General features: G+C 61.3%; 14 protein-coding genes. 6 read left to right on the top strand and 8 right to left on the bottom strand.

Going from position 1 to position 16608, the window contains the following annotated elements:
- Positions 1-12: 12 nt before the first annotated feature.
- From ACA074_RS24340 to ACA074_RS24325, 4 genes are all read right to left on the bottom strand, one after another.
- On the bottom strand, positions 13-567 hold the full coding sequence (locus ACA074_RS24340; protein ID WP_042561233.1) for a tetratricopeptide repeat protein: 555 nt from the start codon (positions 565-567) through the stop codon (positions 13-15).
- Between the two features lie 225 nt (positions 568-792).
- On the bottom strand, positions 793-2076 hold the full coding sequence (gene hemL / locus ACA074_RS24335; RefSeq protein WP_187678835.1) for a glutamate-1-semialdehyde 2,1-aminomutase: 1284 nt from the start codon (positions 2074-2076) through the stop codon (positions 793-795).
- Between the two features lie 15 nt (positions 2077-2091).
- Positions 2092-2715 (bottom strand): thiamine phosphate synthase, encoded by a 624-nt coding sequence (thiE, locus tag ACA074_RS24330; RefSeq protein WP_401267344.1) that lies wholly within the window; start codon positions 2713-2715, stop codon positions 2092-2094.
- 18 nt (positions 2716-2733) lie between these two features.
- Positions 2734-3531, bottom strand: a complete 798-nt coding sequence (locus ACA074_RS24325; protein ID WP_047303578.1) for a hydroxymethylpyrimidine/phosphomethylpyrimidine kinase — start codon at positions 3529-3531, stop codon at positions 2734-2736.
- A gap of 305 nt (positions 3532-3836) precedes the next feature.
- On the opposite strand from ACA074_RS24325, the gene ACA074_RS24320 reads away from it, so the two are divergent.
- The 4 genes from ACA074_RS24320 (at position 3837) to ACA074_RS24305 (ending at position 10233) form a co-directional block, all read left to right on the top strand.
- Entirely contained in the window at positions 3837-6191 is a 2355-nt protein-coding gene (locus tag ACA074_RS24320) for a 7TM diverse intracellular signaling domain-containing protein (RefSeq protein ID WP_497677942.1), read from the top strand.
- A gap of 94 nt (positions 6192-6285) precedes the next feature.
- Positions 6286-7935: an acyl-CoA dehydrogenase family protein gene (locus tag ACA074_RS24315; protein WP_497677941.1), complete on the top strand. Its 1650-nt coding sequence runs from the start codon at positions 6286-6288 to the stop codon at positions 7933-7935.
- Positions 7936-8027: 92 nt separating this feature from the next.
- Positions 8028-9527 carry an AMP nucleosidase gene (amn, locus tag ACA074_RS24310; protein WP_187680961.1) on the top strand — a complete coding sequence of 500 codons (1500 nt, stop codon included), beginning with the start codon at positions 8028-8030 and terminating at the stop codon, positions 9525-9527.
- Positions 9528-9597: 70 nt separating this feature from the next.
- Complete coding sequence (locus ACA074_RS24305) at positions 9598-10233, top strand: pseudouridine synthase (RefSeq protein ID WP_305439951.1); 636 nt, start codon at positions 9598-9600, stop codon at positions 10231-10233.
- On the opposite strand, the gene ACA074_RS24300 is transcribed toward ACA074_RS24305, so the two are convergent.
- The gene (locus ACA074_RS24300) at positions 10228-10437 is read right to left on the bottom strand and encodes a DUF2788 domain-containing protein (protein WP_042561226.1); all 210 of its coding nucleotides are present in this window, start codon (positions 10435-10437) and stop codon (positions 10228-10230) included. The two genes, ACA074_RS24305 and ACA074_RS24300, sit on opposite strands and share 6 nt — an antisense overlap.
- Positions 10438-10668: 231 nt before the next feature.
- Complete coding sequence (locus ACA074_RS24295) at positions 10669-11148, bottom strand: Lrp/AsnC family transcriptional regulator (protein ID WP_042561225.1); 480 nt, start codon at positions 11146-11148, stop codon at positions 10669-10671.
- Positions 11149-11602: 454 nt separating this feature from the next.
- Here ACA074_RS24295 and ACA074_RS24290 point away from each other — a divergent pair, with 454 nt between their 5' ends.
- Positions 11603-12628, top strand: coding sequence for a DUF6515 family protein (locus ACA074_RS24290; RefSeq protein ID WP_497677940.1), 1026 nt, complete (start codon positions 11603-11605; stop codon positions 12626-12628).
- Here ACA074_RS24290 and ACA074_RS24285 read toward each other — a convergent pair.
- On the bottom strand, positions 12622-13530 hold the full coding sequence (locus ACA074_RS24285) for a cation diffusion facilitator family transporter (RefSeq protein WP_187680959.1): 909 nt from the start codon (positions 13528-13530) through the stop codon (positions 12622-12624). The genes ACA074_RS24290 and ACA074_RS24285 overlap by 7 nt on opposite strands.
- 15 nt (positions 13531-13545) lie before the next feature.
- Complete coding sequence (gene pmcY / locus ACA074_RS24280) at positions 13546-13965, bottom strand: periplasmic Zn2+ metallochaperone PmcY (protein WP_187680958.1); 420 nt, start codon at positions 13963-13965, stop codon at positions 13546-13548.
- 111 nt (positions 13966-14076) lie between these two features.
- On the opposite strand from pmcY, the gene hrpB reads away from it, so the two are divergent.
- Entirely contained in the window at positions 14077-16596 is a 2520-nt protein-coding gene (hrpB, locus tag ACA074_RS24275; RefSeq protein WP_497677939.1) for an ATP-dependent helicase HrpB, read from the top strand.
- Positions 16597-16608 lie beyond the last annotated feature (12 nt).

The following is a 16608-nucleotide window of genomic DNA, read 5'->3' as shown; positions in this document are numbered from 1 at the left end:
TCACCACAGCCCTTAAGGCAATGGCGAAAACGGCGTGCGCCCATCGGCGCTCTGCAGTTCCATCAGGTATTTACGGAAAATTTGCCCGAGCACCTGCGTAGCGGTTTCGAGATCTTCGCGGGACATTTTTTCGGAGACTTCGTCGGCCGTGTCCAGTGCCTCTTCGGCGCCGTTGACCGCCGCCATCTTCAGCACGATGTACGCCTGAATATTGTTGGCCTGTACGCCTTCACCGTGGAAGAACATGGTGCCGAGCTTGAATTGCGCCTGAGCGTGGCCTTGCAACGAGGCTTTTTCGAAATAGCTCAGGGCTTGATTGAGGTCGCGCGGCGCATTCTTGCCGTCGTAGTAGAACTCACCCAACTCGTATTGCGCTTGCGCATCCCCTTCGTCCGCCGCTTTCTGGCAGGCGGCCAGTGCCTGCGTGACGTCTTGCGGCTGAGTATTGAGGGTGCAACGACCCATCGCCGGGATCAACAACGAGTTGCCGCCTGCTTGTGCATGCGCGAGCAGGGGCTGAAGGAGCAACAGGCAGCCCAAGGCAAGGGTGCGGCCGGTGCGGTTCATGGGAATCGACTTACCTCTGAAGGGCACGCGGACCCATCGAGGGATCCAATAAGCGCGCATTATGAAATAAGCAGGGCCAACCTTACAAAGTCTTTACTCGTTTTTCTGCTGCGCGGGGAATATATCGCCCACTTTACGGGTGAATTCTGGCAGGTGCGTCGGAAAAACCGGGTGGATGTAGGTGAAAGCTGACGTCGGCGATAGCCAACGTCAGCGGTGCGGCTATTACTTCAATGCAGCGAAGGCGCGTTCGGCAGCGTCCAGGGTCAGTTTCAACTCGGCTTCGCCATGTGCGATCGAGGTGAAACCGGCTTCGAATGCGCTCGGCGCCAGGTACACGCCACCTTCCAGCATCAGGTGGAAGAAGCGACCGAAAAGCGCTGCGTCGCTGGCCATCACGTCTTCAAAAGTGACGATGTCGTCAGCGCCGCTGAAGTACAGGCCGAACATGCCGCCTGCCTGCGTGGTCACGAATGGAATCCCCGCGGCATCGGCGCGCTGTTGCAGACCGTCGAGCAGGCGTGTGGTGTAGTCGGTTAGTTCGTCGTGGAAACCCGGACGGCTGATCAGGCGCAGAGTGGTCAGGCCGGCGGCCATGGCCAACGGGTTACCCGACAAGGTGCCCGCCTGATACACCGGGCCCAGCGGCGCGATGCGCTCCATGATTTCACGCTTGCCACCGAAGCAGCCGACCGGCATGCCGCCGCCAATGATCTTGCCGAACGTGGTCAGGTCCGGGGTCACGCCGTAGTAGGCCTGAGCGCCGCCGAGGGCGACGCGGAAACCGGTCATCACTTCGTCGAAAATCAGCACCACGCCGTGCTTGTCGCAGAGTGTGCGCAGGCCTTCAAGGAAACCCGGTGCCGGCGGTACGCAGTTCATGTTGCCGGCCACTGGCTCGACGATGATGCAGGCGACGTCCCGGCCGACTTCGGCGAGCATTGTTTCCACCGCGTCGATGTCGTTGAACGGCAGGGTCAGGGTGTGTTTGGCAAACGCCGCTGGCACGCCAGCCGAACTCGGTACGCCTTGGGTCAGTGCGCCGGAACCGGCCTTGACCAGCAGGCTGTCGGAGTGGCCGTGGTAGCAGCCTTCGAACTTGATGATGCTGTCACGACCGGTGTAACCGCGGGCCAGACGGATCGCGCTCATGGTCGCTTCGGTGCCGGAGCTGACCATGCGCACCATGTCCATCGATGGCACCAGCGAGCAGACCAGATCGGCCATCTCGGTTTCCATCGCGGTCGGCGCGCCGTAAGACAAGCCGTGTTGCAGTTGATTGCGCACTGCGTCCAGAACGTCCGGGTGGCTGTGGCCAAGGATCATCGGCCCCCACGAACCCACGTAATCGACATAACGCTTGTCGTCTTCGTCGGTGACGTAGGCGCCTTCGGCGTGTTTGAAGAACAGCGGCGTGCCGCCAACGCTCTTGAACGCGCGAACCGGCGAGTTCACGCCACCGGGGATGTGTTTCTGGGCATTGGCAAACAGGGTTTCGGAACGAGACATGATCGGGCTCTCAAATCAGACTTTCAGTAATTCGTTGAAGGCGCGGGCGCGGCGGGTCACTTCGGCGGTGCTTTCAGCGCCGAACAGGCCGTGGACGACGGCCAGCAGGTCGACACCATGGGCCACCAACGGCGCGGCGTTGTCGAGGGTGATGCCGCCGATCGCGCAGATCGGCAAATGCAGCTTGCGGCGGGCTTCGTCGAGCAGGTCGAGGCTGCAGGTCGGCGCGCCGGGTTTGGTGTTGGAGTTGAAGAAGCGACCGAAGGCGACGTAGCTCGCACCTTCTCTGGCAGCTTGTTCGGCCAGTTCGATCTGCGCGTGGCAGGTCGAGCCTATGATCGCTTTCGAGCCGAGCAGGGCGCGGGTCGGCGACAGCGGGCCGTCGGTCTGGCCCAGATGCACGCCGACGTTGAGGCGTGCAGCCAGTTCGGCGTCATCGTTGATGATCAACTGCGTCTTGTAGCGCGCACACAAATCGCGCAGCGCTTCGGCCTCGCGCAGACGCCGGGCCTCGTCGCTGCTCTTGTCGCGGTATTGCAGCAGGGTGACGCCGCCTTCCAGCGCCGCCTCCACGTACGAGAGGAATTTGCCGGCCAGCAACTGGCTGTCGGTGATGGCGTACAGGCCACGTAGTTTCATCAGGCAGACCTCACGACGTTACGAGCAGAAATCCAGCGGCAGGCGACGCGGCACAAACTGGCCTTTGCCCAGTTGTTCGGCATCGCGCAGGGTGCGCCAGGTGTAATCCAATGCACTGCGTACCGCGCTGGCGAGATTCTCGCCTTGGGCCAGTCGGCCAGCCAAAGCGCTGGCCAAGGTGCAACCGGAGCCGTGATAACTGCCCGGCAAACGCTGGCAATAGAAGGTTTCACGCAGGCCGTCGCGGCTGTACAGGCGGTTGTGGATTTCAGTTTCGTCGCCATGACCGCCGGTGATCAGCAGGTTTTTGACGAACGGCAAAAGTTTTTCAGCGCACTCGTCCGCTGTGCCTTCGGGCAGTTCGGCGAGGATGCGGGCTTCGGGAAGGTTGGGGGTGGCAATGATTGATAGCGGTAGCAGACGCTCACGCATCGCATAGCCGACTTCGTCCTTGCCCAGGCGTCCGCCGCCGCCGGCGCGCAGCACCGGGTCGCAGACCACTGGCAAATGCGGGTGCGCCGAAAGCAGTTCGACAACGGTGTCGACCATTTCCAGCGAACCGAGCATGCCCAGTTTGACCGCCGCGACTTCGGAGTCGTTGAGCACGGCATTGGCCTGAGCCAATACCCACTCACGGTCGAGGACGCGGAAATCAGTGACGTTGACGGTGTCTTGCACGGTCAGGGCGGTGACGGCCGGAGCCGCATGGCAACCCTGCGCGAGCAAGGCTTCTATATCTGCCTGCAAGCCGGCGCCACCACTGGGGTCGTGGCCGGAGAGACAGAGGACAACGGGGCGGGAGCTGTAGATATTCATGGTGCGCGAGCTTACCACCAAACCTGATTTTTCGGTTCAGTGCCGTTGTGCCTGGCGGATAACCCGGTCAGAGAATGCTGACCGGTTTGTCACAACCTGACCAACTCAACAGCTCTAGCTCGGTACTTTGCTCTGAAACGCCCGTTCTAGAGCCTTTGTAGGAAAAATTTCGATGGTGCTCAATGGCCATCAACGGCTATGCTAGTCTGGATCCAAACCAATAACAGGTAATACCGGTTTTACGTCTACTCAAAGGGAATGGGGGGGCTTCCTGACACAACCGGACGAGCCACGCTGGGGCTTCAATGCGCTATTTGCTGATGTTGTTGTTCTGCTTGCCCCTCATGGCGAGCGCCGTCGAATTCGACGAATTCACCCAGAGCCTCCCTCTGGGCCGGTCGCTGCAAGTGTTCGAAGACCCGAGCGGTCAGGCGAATATTGCCGACGTCCGCGCGCAGGCCGCCGCCGGCAATTTCAAAGCCCACGATAAAGCCACGCTCAATGCCGGTTACTCGCGTTCGGCGTTCTGGCTGAAGATCGATCTGCATTACCGTCCGAGCAATCCCGCTGCACAGCGCTCCTGGCTGCTGGAACTGGCTTATCCACCGCTCGATCATCTCGACCTTTATATGGCCGATGCCAATGGCGACTATCGCCTGATCCGGCAAACCGGCGACGCCTTGCCGTTCGCCAGTCGCGAGATCCGCCAGAACAATTACCTGTTCAACCTGGCCGTCAAACCGGATCAACAACAAACCCTTTACTTGCGACTGGCCAGCGAAGGCTCGATCCAGGCGCCGGTGACGTTGTGGTCGAGCACTGCGTATCTCGAAGATCAGCCAGTGCGCCTGTATGTGCTGGGCATCATTTATGGCGTGCTGCTGGGGATGCTGGTTTACAACCTGTTCATCTTCCTTAGCGTGCGCGACACCAGCTACCTCTATTACATCTTCTACATTGGCTCGTTCGGCCTCTATCAACTGTCGGTTAACGGCGCGGCGGTCGAGTATTTCTGGCCGGACAATCCGTGGTGGGCCAACGCGGCAACGCCGTTCTTCATCGGTTGCGCGGGCCTGTTCGGTAGCCAGTTCGCCCGCAGCTTCTTGCAGACCAAGACCCACAGCCGCTGGCTCGACCGTTTGCTGATCGCCCTGATTGCATTCGGTGCGTTGGTAGTCGGTTTGTCGCTGATGACCAGTTACGCCCTGGCCCTGCGCCTGGCGACGACGCTGGCGCTGACCTTCACTGTGGTGATTTTTGCGGCGGGGATTCTCGCCTGGTGGCGCGGCCTGCGCGTGGCGCGCTATTTCATCATTGCATGGTCGGCGTTCCTGCTCGGCGGCGTCATCAATACGCTGATGGTGTTGGGCCTGCTGCCAAACGTGTTCCTGACGATGTACGCCAGCCAGATCGGTTCGGCGATCGAAGTGGCTTTGTTGTCGCTGGCCTTGGCTGACCGCATCAACGCGATGCGCGAGCAGCAGGCGCAGACGCTGTTTGATGCCGGGCAGAAACTTGAAGTGCTCAACCAGCAACTGGCCCACAGCAACAAGCTCAAGGACGAATTCCTCGCGACCCTGACCCACGAACTGCGCACGCCGATGAACGGTGTGATCGGTTCGCTGGAACTGATGCAGACCGTCGATCTGGATCCCGAGCTTGAGCAATATCACCAGACCGCCGCCGGTTCCGCCCGGGACATGATGCGCATGGTCAACGGCATCCTCACCCTCACCGAATTGCAGGCCGGCAGGCTCAAGGCGACGTCGGGCAGTTTCAGCCTGCGGGGTGTGGTTGAAGGGTTGCGCGCTCAGTTCGAAGGCAACGCGGCAAGCAAGTCGCTGGACTTCAAGGTCGACGTGCTGCCGACTCTGCCGGATCGCCTGCACGGTGACAGCGCGAAACTGGCGCAATGCCTGGAATGCCTGCTGGATAACGCGATCAAGTTCACCCGTGTCGGTGGGCTGGCGCTGCGGGTCACCGGCAAGCCGTCGACGGACAATCGATTGGCGCTGTCATTTGCTGTGATCGACACCGGCATCGGTTTTACCGATCTGGGTGAGGCGACGATGTACCAGCGCTTCTTCCAGCTCGACGGTTCGATGACCCGTGAGTACGGTGGATTGGGAGTAGGGCTGGCGATCTGCCGACAACTGGTCGAACTGCTTGGCGGTAAGCTCACCCATCGCTCTGAACCCGGAAGTGGCAGTCGCTTTCAGCTGGACGTGGAGTTCGAATTGCCGGTGGTCGAGCCGGCGCCGCCCCCTGCGAATGTGCGCGATTGCGTCCGTGCCCCGCAGGACTGCACGGTGCTATTGGTCGACAACAACACCGTCAATCAACTGGTCATGCGCGGCATGCTGCTCAAACTCGGTTTCCGCGTGCGTACCGCTGAAAACGGTGCAGCGGCGCTCGATTGCCTGCAGCGCGAAATTGTTGATGCGGTCTTGATCGATTGCCAGTTGCCCGCCCATGACGGCGCGTCGCTGTGCTGTCAGATCCACGCCTTGCCGGGGTGCGCCCACTTGCCGGTGTTCATGCTGGCGTTGAGCGCGGATCGCGAGGTTTGCGCCACGGATGCAGTGATCGACTACCTGAACAAACCGGTGAAATTCGAAGATTTGCAGTCTGCGCTGGAGCGACGGGTGCTCTGCTGTTGATAGGGTAAAAGCGCCGCAAATTCGGCGGATATGACACTTTGTTCGGCGTTTGGGCGGTGCTTAACTGACCTTCTCGCTGAAAAAGGAACCCGTCATGAACCTGCATCAGTTTGCCGAAACCCACGAGGTCACCAACCAGCCGCCGTCGCTGGACGGCACCAACCTCTATCGCATCGACCTGCCGTTGCAGGAGTGGTCGCGCAGGTTCGGCGCCGGTTGGGCCGAGTCGCGGATTGATGCCTATGGCGCACTGGCCGGCGGGCCGTTGATGGAGGCCGGGTTCCTCGCCAATCAGAACAAACCGGTGTTTGCCAGCCATGACCGCTACGGTCATCGCATCGATCTGGTGGAATTTCATCCTGCTTATCACCAACTGATGCGCACGGCAGTCGAGCATGGCCTGACCTCGCTGCCTTGGGCGCAACCGCATGACGGCGCGCATGTCGCCCGTGCTTCCATGACCTATCTGCACAGCCAGGCCGAGGCCGGTAGCGGTTGCCCGCTGACCATGACCTTCGCCAGCGTCCCGGCGCTGCGCTTGCAACCTGATCTGGCCGAGCAATGGTTGCCTAAAGTCCTCGCCACCGAATACGACCCGCGCAATGTCGGCATTGCGCACAAGGCTGGCGTCACCATCGGTATGGCCATGACCGAGAAACAGGGCGGCACCGACGTGCGCGCCAACACCACCAAGGCCTATCCGGTCGGCGCCAGCGGTCCGGGCCAGGCTTATGAACTGGTCGGGCACAAGTGGTTCTGTTCGGCGCCGATGTGCGATGCGTTTCTCACGCTGGCGCAGACCGACAAGGGCCTGACCTGTTTCCTGCTGCCGCGCCATCGCCCGGACGACACGCGCAATCAGTTCTACATCCAACGCCTGAAAAACAAACTCGGCAACCAGTCCAACGCCTCCAGCGAAGTGGAATTTCGCGGGGCGCTGGCGTGGATGGTCGGCGAAGAGGGGCGTGGCGTGCCGACCATCATCGAGATGGTGGCGATGACCCGTTTCGATTGCATGGTCGGCTCCAGTTCGCTGATGCGTCAGGCGTTGACCCAGGCCAGCCACCACTGCGCGCACCGCAAGGTCGGCGGCAAGTTGCTCAGCGAACAACCGTTGATGCAGAACGTGCTGGCCGATCTGGCGCTGGAAAGCGAAGCCGCGCTGGCCCTGAGCCTGCGCATGGGCAAGGCGCTGGATCATTTGGACGATCGCCACGAAGCGCAGTTCGCCCGGTTGGTGACGGCGGTGGGCAAATACTGGATCTGCAAACGCGCGCCGGCAATGATCAATGAAGCGGCGGAATGCATGGGCGGCGCCGGGTATGTCGAGGACAGCATCCTGCCGCGTCTGTACCGCGAGGCGCCGGTCAACTCGACGTGGGAAGGCTCGGGCAACGTGCAGTGCCTTGACGTGTTGCGCGCGTTGTCGAAAGAGCCGGGTGTACTGGACGTGCTGTTCAGTGAACTGGGTGACGGCCATGGCGATAAACGCTTGGCCGCGCATATCCAGCAGTTGCAGGCGCAGTTCAAAGACACCGGCGATATTCAGTATCGGGCACGGCAATTGACCGAGGACATTGCCCTTGGCTTGCAGGCCAAGCTGTTGCTGGAGTCGGGGAATTCAGCGGTGAGCGATGCGTTTATTGCCAGTCGGTTGAGTGGTAGCGGTCGTGTGTATGGTGCGTTGCCGCGTGGGCTTGATGTCGAAGCCATCGTTGCCCGCTCGACCCCGCAAAGCTTCTGACCCCATACAAGTCCTACAGGGGGCGTGGGTGGGTCATATATTGTGCGGCAGCCACAACGCCACTGTTCCCGTCGCGCCACGATGCAGGCAAGATGAAGCTCTGCAAGTCAGAACACAGGAAGCTGATCGTGACCGAAGCGTTTATTGTCGTTCAAACCGCCGAACAAGCCGTGGATCGTCTGGCCGAGCTGCATGAGCAGGCCACCACCGCACTGAATTCCGCGCTCAAGCGGTACCTCAAGGATCGCGTCGAGCCCGACGCCGGGCAGCGTGCCCTGTTTCGTTATCCCGAACTGCGTCTGACCTACCACTGCCAGGGCGAAGTCCCGCAGACCACTCGCGCCTACGCCAAGGTGCAACTGCCGGGTACTTACAGCGTCACCGTCACCCATCCGAAAGCATTCCGCAAATACCTGCTGGAACAGCTGGTGCCGTTGATGCACGACTTCACCGTGACTGTTGAAGTCGGCGTCAGTCAGCAAAATATTCCGTACCCGTACGTGGTCGAGCAGGGCGATGAGCTGGCCGGTTCCGGCGTCACTGCCGCCGTGCTGGCGCGCGTCTTCCCGAGTACCGACCTGTCCGCCGCCACCGATGGCATTGCCGACGGCCTCTACGATTGGGAAAACACCGATCCGCTGCCACTGGCGCTGTTCGATGCCGCGCGGGTCGACTTCTCGCTGCGTCGTCTGGTGCACTACACCGGCAGCGACTGGCGCCATGTGCAGCCGTGGATCCTGCTGACCAACTATCACCGTTACGTCGACCAGTTCATCGTTCATGGTCTGGAGCAATTGCGCAGCGATCCCCGTTTCGTGCGCATGGTGCTGCCGGGCAACGTGATCATCGAGAAGGGCATGGATCACGGCGAAGCGTCGGCGATTGCCGCCGGTGTGGTCTGGCACCGTTATCAGATGCCGGCCTATCACCTGATCGCCAGCGATGGCCATGGTGTGACGCTGGTGAACATCGGCGTCGGCCCGTCCAACGCCAAGAACATCACCGACCATTTGGCAGTGCTGCGTCCGCATTGCTGGCTGATGATCGGTCACTGCGGCGGCCTGCGTCAGTCGCAGACCATCGGCGACTACGTGCTGGCCCACGCCTATATGCGTCGCGACGGGATTCTCGACCGCGTGGTGCCGCCGAACATTCCTATCCCGGCACTGGCCGAAGTGCAGATGGCGCTGCAACAAGCGGCCGCCAACATTACCGGTGAGAAGGGCGACGACCTCAAAAAACGCCTGCGCACCGGCACCGTGCTGACTTACGACGACCGTAACTGGGAGCTGCGCTGGGCGCAGGAACGTCCGTTGATCAACCTGTCCCGCGCCGTGGCGGTGGACATGGAAAGTGGCACCATTGCCGCGCAAGGTTATCGCCTGCGGGTGCCATACGGCACGTTGCTGTGCGTTTCGGACAAGCCGCTGCACAGCGAAATCAAGCTGCCGGGTTCGGCCAACGCGTTCTACGAGCGTGCGGTCAGCCAGCATTTGAAGATCGGCATCGAAGCGGTGGATCTGCTGCGCACCGAGCTCAACTCGCTGCACTCGCGCAAACTGCGCAGCTTCGACGAACCGCCGTTCCGCTGATTTGTTGATGGTCATTTAACGGTCAGGCTACTAGCATTGGCAGCCCTGACCGTTAGATGTTCTTTTCGCCATGTCCCGTCCCCCGCGTCCACCTTCCCGCCGCCCCGGCGCGAAGCCTCAGTCTTCTTCCCCGCGCCGTGTTGCCAAGGCGCCGCCGGCTGAGCCGAAACTGATCCTGTTCAACAAACCGTTCGATGTGCTGACGCAATTCAGCGACGGCGAAGGGCGGGCGACGCTCAAGGATTACATCGACGTGCCCGGTATTTATCCGGCCGGACGCCTGGATCGCGACAGTGAGGGTTTGTTGCTGCTGACCAACGACGGGCAGTTGCAGGCGCGGATTGCCGACCCCAAGCACAAATTGGCCAAGACCTATTGGGTGCAAGTCGAAGGCGAGCCGACGGCCGAGCAGTTGCAGTGTTTGCGTGACGGCGTCGAACTGAATGATGGCATGACCTTGCCCGCCGAAGCTCGGCAACTGGAGGAGCCTGAGTTGTGGCCGCGTAATCCGCCGGTACGCTTTCGCATGACCATACCTACAAGCTGGCTGGAATTGGTGATACGCGAGGGGCGCAACCGTCAGGTGAGACGCATGACGGCTGCGGTAGGCCTGCCGACGTTGCGGCTGGTGCGGGTCAGGATTGGTGACTGGACGATCGAAGGTCTAGATCAGGGCCAGTGGAAAGAAGTGCCGGCGCGCTTATAAAGCGCCGGACTCGATCAGGCCGATCACCACACTCTTGATGATGAACGCGGCCACACCCAGGCCCAGCACGAAGAACAGAATGAGCGAGCCAAAGCGCCCGGCCTTGGATTTTTTCGCCAGATCCCAGACGATGAAACCCATGAAAATGATCAGGATGCTGACCAGGCCAGTCATCATCCATTCTTCAAGTAGTGCAGGATCCATCGGGGTTCTCCGGCGCGCATGGGGCTAAAAGGGCGCGGCGAGTATACGCCAAGGTCGAACGGCGGGGCATTGACCTGCGTCGGTGTGCCGCAGTCATTGGTCTGGAACCCTGTGGCGAGGGGATTTATCCCCGACGGGTTGCGAAGCGACCCCAAAAATATCCGCCTCGCTGCAAAATCTTGCCAGTGCTGCGCACTGGATCGGGGATAAATCCCCTCGCCACGAAAGCAATCAGCTACGCAAATGGGTCAGCGGCAATTCGGTGCTGTTGAGCACCTGATTCAGCACAAAACTCGAGCGCACACTGGTCACCCCATCAATCCGGGTCAGATGCCCCAGCAGCAATTTCTGATAGTGATCCATGTCCGGCACCACCACCTTCAACTGATAATCAGCGTCCACGCCGGTTACCAGACTGCACTCCAACACCTGCGGCAACGTACGAATCGCTGCTTCGAAATTCTCGAAGCGCTCCGGTGTGTGCCGGTCCATGCCAATCAGCACATAAGCGGTCAGGCTCAGCCCGAGCATCTTGCGATCCAGCAACGCCACCTGACGCGAGATGTAGCCGTCGTCTTCCAGTTGCTTGACCCGGCGCGAGCACGGCGAGGGTGACAGACCGATGCGCTCGGCCAGTTCCTGGTTGGAGATGCGGGCGTCGCGCTGCAATTCCGCCAAAATGCTCAGGTCGTAACGGTCGAGTTTGCTCATCAATCAGTCCTTGGTTGTAACTATTGCGGCGGATTATCTATCCAGGGTTAAAAATTGCGCAAGTGGTGTTTATTTAAGCAATCTTCGCAATCCTCTGTCGCGGCCTCAGGCCTATTCTTATTACCAGAATCACTGCTCGGTAACAAAGTCCACAGCGGCCCGCCTATCAGGCCCGCCGCGGTCGCCACCCCCACCGGGGATGTGCCGGCCCCCGAGCTGCACACTGTCCAGAAGACGGCGTGAGGTGAGCCGACGTCAAAAGCGTCGAGCCAGGACGAAGTTCTCTAGAAGGGAGGCCGACGGGTCTCCCTTTTTCTTGCCTGCGATTTTTGTGCAGCCCTCAATAAATAAGTCTCGTGACTGATAACCTGTTGCAGAACCCGGTGTGTACATTCCCGGTCTTAGTGACAAGTCCCCTCTTAATTTCAGGCCCTGAGCCGCAGCGAGGAAAAGCATGAAGTCGCGCATCTGGCGTCTGGCCGGTGTTGGGTTGCTGTGTGTGAGTGTCAGTGCGCAAGCGCTTGCCGATGAGCCGCAGAATCGCGGGCCGGACAATAATGGTCGCAGTCCGGAGCATCAGGGCAACAATCAGGGCCATGGCGGTAACAATCAGCCTCGGCCGCAGAACAATGAAATCATTCGTGGCGACAACAGTCGCCAGTTCGAGCACAACGGCCAGCAGCGCAACGATAATGGCCAGTGGCAGAACCGCGACCAGAACCGTCCAGCCTACAATCCCAACCCGGTTCGCCAGCCGCCGCCACCGCCACAGTTACCGGCCAACAGTCTGCCGATCCAGCCGCGTCCCGACGCCGTGCGCCAGACCCAGGAACCGCGTCAGGGCTACTACCGCGACGAGCGTCCACAGAACGGCTACAACAACCAGCATTGGCAGACCGGCAACCGGCCTAACGACAATCGCTGGCCAGGTCGTCCGGACGGGCATGGCAACGGTTGGGGGCCGGGGCCGCAATATCGGCCGGGGCATGTGATCGACCGTTTCCCGGATCGTGACTATCGCGTGCCGTATCGCGGGCAGGATTACTTCTTCTCTGGCGGCTATTGGTATCGCCCGCAAGGCCCGCGCTACATCGTCGTGCAGCCACCGCGCGGGATTCGTACCCAGTACTTGCCGGATTACGCCCGTGAAGTGTGGGTAGGTGGCGCGTTGCTGTTCCTTGCCGCCGGTTCCTATTACGCCTATCAGGAAGCGACTCAGGACTACGTGGTGGTCGAGCCGCCGGTGCAGCAACAGCCGCAGCCGCAATCACAGGGCTACGATGTCGAGGCTTACCCGGCCAACGGTCAGTCGCCGGAGCAGGTGCAACAGGACGGTTACCAGTGCTATCAGTACGCGGTGCAACAAAGCGGTTTCGATCCGCGTACCGCGACTTACCAGCCGGCGCCCGAAGTGGTCCAGGCCTACCGTCAGGCCCAGGGCAATTGCCTGAGCAGTCGCGGTTATCAGGTAAGTTACTGAATCCGGGTTTGCGCCCGTTCAGCCTTGACCACTTCCTGCGGGTCGGCGTGTACCAGCACTTCGGCCCGTGGGTAGGCTTTGTGAATGGCATCCGCCGCCTGATCGCTGATGCCGTGCGCTACTGACAGGGTCAATTCCCCCGGCAATTCCAGATGCAGCTGCACGAACCAGTGGTTGCCGGAAATCCGCGTGCGCAAGTCATGTGCGCCCAGCACACCCGGTACGCTGCACGCCAGTTCGAGCATGTGCTGACTGACGTCCGGTGGCAGCTCCTCATCCATCAGCACCGAAAAGCTTTCCCGGGCGATCTGGATCGCGCTCCACAAAATGTACGCGGCAATCCCCAGGCCAAACCACGCGTCCAACTGTTGCCAGCCGAACCCGGCCAGCACCAGCGCCACCAGAATGCTGCCGTTAAGCAGCAGATCAGAGCGGTAATGCAGCGAGTCGGCGCGTACGGCGTTGGAGCCGGTCTGCTTGACTACCCGGTGCTGCAAAATCAGCAAGGCCACCGTCAGCAGCAGGGAGAAAATGATCACGCCAATGCTGATCCACGGCGCACCGAGCGGTTCAGGTTGCTTGATCCGCTCATAGGCCTGAAACGCGATCAACACCGCACTCCCGCCGATGAACAAGGCCTGCGCCATGCCGGCCAGGGATTCCGCTTTGCCGTGGCCATAACGATGATCGTCATCCGCCGGGCGCAGCGCGTAATGCACCGCCAGCAGATTGAGCAACGAAGCAATGCCATCGAGCGCCGAGTCGGTGAGGCCGGCGAGCATGCTCACCGAACCGCTCAGCCACCAGGCGATGGCTTTGGCAATGATCAGCGTACAGGCCACCGCCACCGAGGCGCGGGTCGCCAACCGCAGCAGGCGGGCGTGTTCGGGGCTGGAGGTCATGGGGGCATGGTTTCCTTATGCGGCGGGTTGCAGGCCGAACATCGCCAGTTGTTGGGTGCTGCCTTTGTGCTGGATCAGGCGCGGGTCATCCAGCGGCAGATTGCGGCCCAGTTCAGATTCGAGAATAGCCTGCAACTTCAGGTTATCGACCTGACCGTCCGGGCCGATGGCTTGCTTGAGCTTGGCCGGATCGACTTGCGCGGTGTGGCCCGGTTCGAAGTAAATCGCGCCGGTGGCGAAGTCGACTGCAAATGCGATCAGCCCCGGGACGATGTAGAACAGCAGACCCACGGCATCGAGCACGGCAATCGCCGGGTCGATCTTGCCATCGATCTGGCCGCGTCGATCCGGGTAGAAAATCGAGCCGCACGCGGTGATCTGGGTGAGCAGGGTGGCGACCAGCACACCGCCGATCAGGCGAAAAGGTAAGCGCATGGGAAATATCTCCTGAGTCATCTGATAACGAAGCTTCGTCTTGTGAAGTTAAGACCCTGACGAACGCTTGGCAGTTCGCCGTTATACTCGCCGCTCTGTTTGGGAGCCAGCATGATTTCTTTGCCGATCGACGAAGTTTTACCCGCCCTGCGTGAAGCGTTGGCGATACGCCACGAAGCCGTGCTTGAAGCACCGCCCGGCGCCGGTAAAACTACCCGCGTGCCTTTGGCCTTGCTCAACGAAGCGTGGCTGAACGGGCAAACCATTCTGATGCTGGAGCCGCGCCGTCTCGCCGCGCGTGCCGCAGCGGAACGACTGGCCAGCGAACTGGGCGAAAAGGTCGGTGAAACCGTTGGCTATCGCATTCGTCTCGACAGCAAGGTCGGCCCCAACACCCGTATCGAAGTGGTCACCGAAGGCATTCTCACCCGCCGTTTGCAGGACGACCCGGCGCTGGAAGGCGTGGGCCTGCTGATCTTCGATGAGTTTCACGAACGCAGCCTCGACGCCGATCTGGCGCTGGCCCTGAGTTTGAACGGTCGCGAGCTGTTTCGAGCTGAACAGCCGCTGAAGATTTTGCTGATGTCGGCAACGCTGGAAGGCGAACGCCTGGCCGGTTTGCTGGACGACGCACCGATCCTGCGCAGCGAAGGACGCATGTATCCAGTGACCATGCGCTGGGGCCGGCCGTTTCAGCCCGGCGAGTACATCGATCAGCGCGTGACCGCCACCATCCTTGAAGCCCTGCACGATGAAACCGGCAGCCTGTTGGTGTTCCTGCCGGGGCAGGCTGAAATCCGTCGCGTCCATCAACAATTGGCCGACGCCATCGGCGAGCGCAGCGACGTGCTGCTCTGCCCGTTGCACGGTGAACTCGATCTCAACGCCCAACGCGCCGCTATCGACCCGGCACCGGCCGGCCAGCGCAAAGTGGTGCTGGCCACCAATATCGCCGAGACCAGTTTGACCATCAACGGCGTGCGCGTGGTGATCGATGCCGGGCTGGCGCGGGTGCCGCGTTTCGATCCGGGCAGCGGCATGACCCGCCTCGACACTCAACGCATTTCCAAGGCCAGCGCCACGCAGCGCGCGGGGCGGGCAGGGCGACTGGAGCCGGGTGTGTGTTATCGGTTGTGGTCGCAGGATCAGCACGAGCAACTGGCCGCTTATGGCAGTGCGGAAATTCTGTCGGCAGATCTGGCCAGCCTGGCGCTGCAATTGGGGCGCTGGGGGGTGACGCCGGGCGAGCTGGTCTGGCTCGATGTTCCGCCAACGGCAGCTTATGCTCAGGCGCAGGAATTGTTGCAGCGACTCGGCGCACTGGAAGGTGAAGCGCTGACCTCCCATGGCCAGGCCATGGCCGAATTGCCAGCGCATCCGCGTATCGGCCATTTGTTGCTGCGCGGGCAGGCGTTGGGCCTGGCCAACATGGCCTGCGATGTCGCCGCGTTGCTCGGCGAGCGCGACATCTTGCGCGGCGCCGGGGCGGATTTGCACAGTCGTCTGGTGTTGTTGTCCGGCGAAGAACGCGCGGCACGCGGCGCTCAGGGCGGCGTGCAACGTGCCCGACAACTGGCGCGGCAGTATCGCGGTTACTTACGCGGCAAGGCGAGCGAGCCGGTCAGCGATCCGGATCACCCGCGCTGGCTCGGCGCACTGTTGGCGCTGGCCTACCCGGATCGCGTCGCCCAACAACGTCGTGCCGGAGGCGCCGAATACCGACTGGCCAACGGTCGCGCCGCGCTGTTCGCCGAGGCCGACAGCCTGATGAAAGAACCGTGGATCGTCATCGCCGACCTCGGCAGCCGACAGGGTCAGCGCGAAGAACGAATTTATCTGGCGGCGGATTTTGATCCGGCGCTGTTTGATTCGGTGCTCGCCGAGCAGGTACGCAACATCGATCAACTGGATTGGGACGAGCGCGAAGGCGTGTTGCGCGCTGAACGTCAGCGAAAGGTAGGCGAACTGATCCTGAGTCGTGAACCGTTGACTGGCCTCGATGAAGCCGCGCGCAGTCAGGCGCTGGTCAATCTGGTGCGGCGCAAAGGCCTGGAGCTGCTGCCGTGGACGCCGGAACTGCGTCAGTGGCAGGCGCGTGTCGCGTTGTTGCGGCAGTTGGAGCTCAATACTCAGGACGAAAGCCAGTGGCCGGATGTCAGCGACGCGACACTGCTGAACGCTCTCGAAGACTGGCTGATGCCATATCTGGGCAAGGTCTCGCGGCTCAGTCACTTCGCCAATCTGGATCTGTCGAGCATCGTGCGCAATCTACTGCCATGGCCGCTGCCGCAACGTCTCGATGAACTGGCGCCGCATCATCTGAGCGTGCCGTCGGGGTCGTCGATTCGTCTGGATTACAGCGAGTTTCCGCCGATTCTCGCGGTGCGTTTGCAGGAGTTGTTCGGGCTGGCCGAAACGCCGCGGATCGCTGGTGGCCGGCAGGTGGTCAAACTGCATCTTTTATCCCCTGCGCGCCGGCCGGTGCAGGTGACGCAGGATCTGGCCAACTTCTGGCGCAGCACCTATGCCGAAGTGAAGAAGGATTTGAAGGGGCGGTATCCAAAGCATTACTGGCCGGATGATCCGTTGGTGGCCGAGGCCACTGCACGGATCAAACCGCGAAAACCCTGAGCGCGCAGCGTT

Source organism: Pseudomonas sp. LBUM1655 (genome assembly GCF_059716085.1).
Note: the sequence above shows the minus strand (reverse complement) of the source record. Positions and strands in the feature narration are given on the sequence as shown.

Excerpts from the sequence above, each read along its gene's own strand:
- ACA074_RS24315 (WP_497677941.1), top strand. The coding sequence starts at position 6,286 with ATGAACCTGCATCAGTTTGCCGAAACCCACGAGGTCACCAACCAGCCG.
- thiE (WP_401267344.1), bottom strand. The coding sequence starts at position 2,715 with ATGAAACTACGTGGCCTGTACGCCATCACCGACAGCCAGTTGCTGGCC.
- ACA074_RS24285 (WP_187680959.1), bottom strand. The coding sequence starts at position 13,530 with ATGACCTCCAGCCCCGAACACGCCCGCCTGCTGCGGTTGGCGACCCGC.
- ACA074_RS24290 (WP_497677940.1), top strand. The coding sequence starts at position 11,603 with ATGAAGTCGCGCATCTGGCGTCTGGCCGGTGTTGGGTTGCTGTGTGTG.
- ACA074_RS24320 (WP_497677942.1), top strand. The coding sequence starts at position 3,837 with ATGCGCTATTTGCTGATGTTGTTGTTCTGCTTGCCCCTCATGGCGAGC.
- amn (WP_187680961.1), top strand. The coding sequence starts at position 8,028 with ATGAAGCTCTGCAAGTCAGAACACAGGAAGCTGATCGTGACCGAAGCG.
- ACA074_RS24325 (WP_047303578.1), bottom strand. The coding sequence starts at position 3,531 with ATGAATATCTACAGCTCCCGCCCCGTTGTCCTCTGTCTCTCCGGCCAC.
- ACA074_RS24305 (WP_305439951.1), top strand. The coding sequence starts at position 9,598 with ATGTCCCGTCCCCCGCGTCCACCTTCCCGCCGCCCCGGCGCGAAGCCT.
- hrpB (WP_497677939.1), top strand. The coding sequence starts at position 14,077 with ATGATTTCTTTGCCGATCGACGAAGTTTTACCCGCCCTGCGTGAAGCG.
- hemL (WP_187678835.1), bottom strand. The coding sequence starts at position 2,076 with ATGTCTCGTTCCGAAACCCTGTTTGCCAATGCCCAGAAACACATCCCC.
- ACA074_RS24295 (WP_042561225.1), bottom strand. The coding sequence starts at position 11,148 with ATGAGCAAACTCGACCGTTACGACCTGAGCATTTTGGCGGAATTGCAG.
- ACA074_RS24340 (WP_042561233.1), bottom strand. The coding sequence starts at position 567 with ATGAACCGCACCGGCCGCACCCTTGCCTTGGGCTGCCTGTTGCTCCTT.
- pmcY (WP_187680958.1), bottom strand. The coding sequence starts at position 13,965 with ATGCGCTTACCTTTTCGCCTGATCGGCGGTGTGCTGGTCGCCACCCTG.
- ACA074_RS24300 (WP_042561226.1), bottom strand. The coding sequence starts at position 10,437 with ATGGATCCTGCACTACTTGAAGAATGGATGATGACTGGCCTGGTCAGC.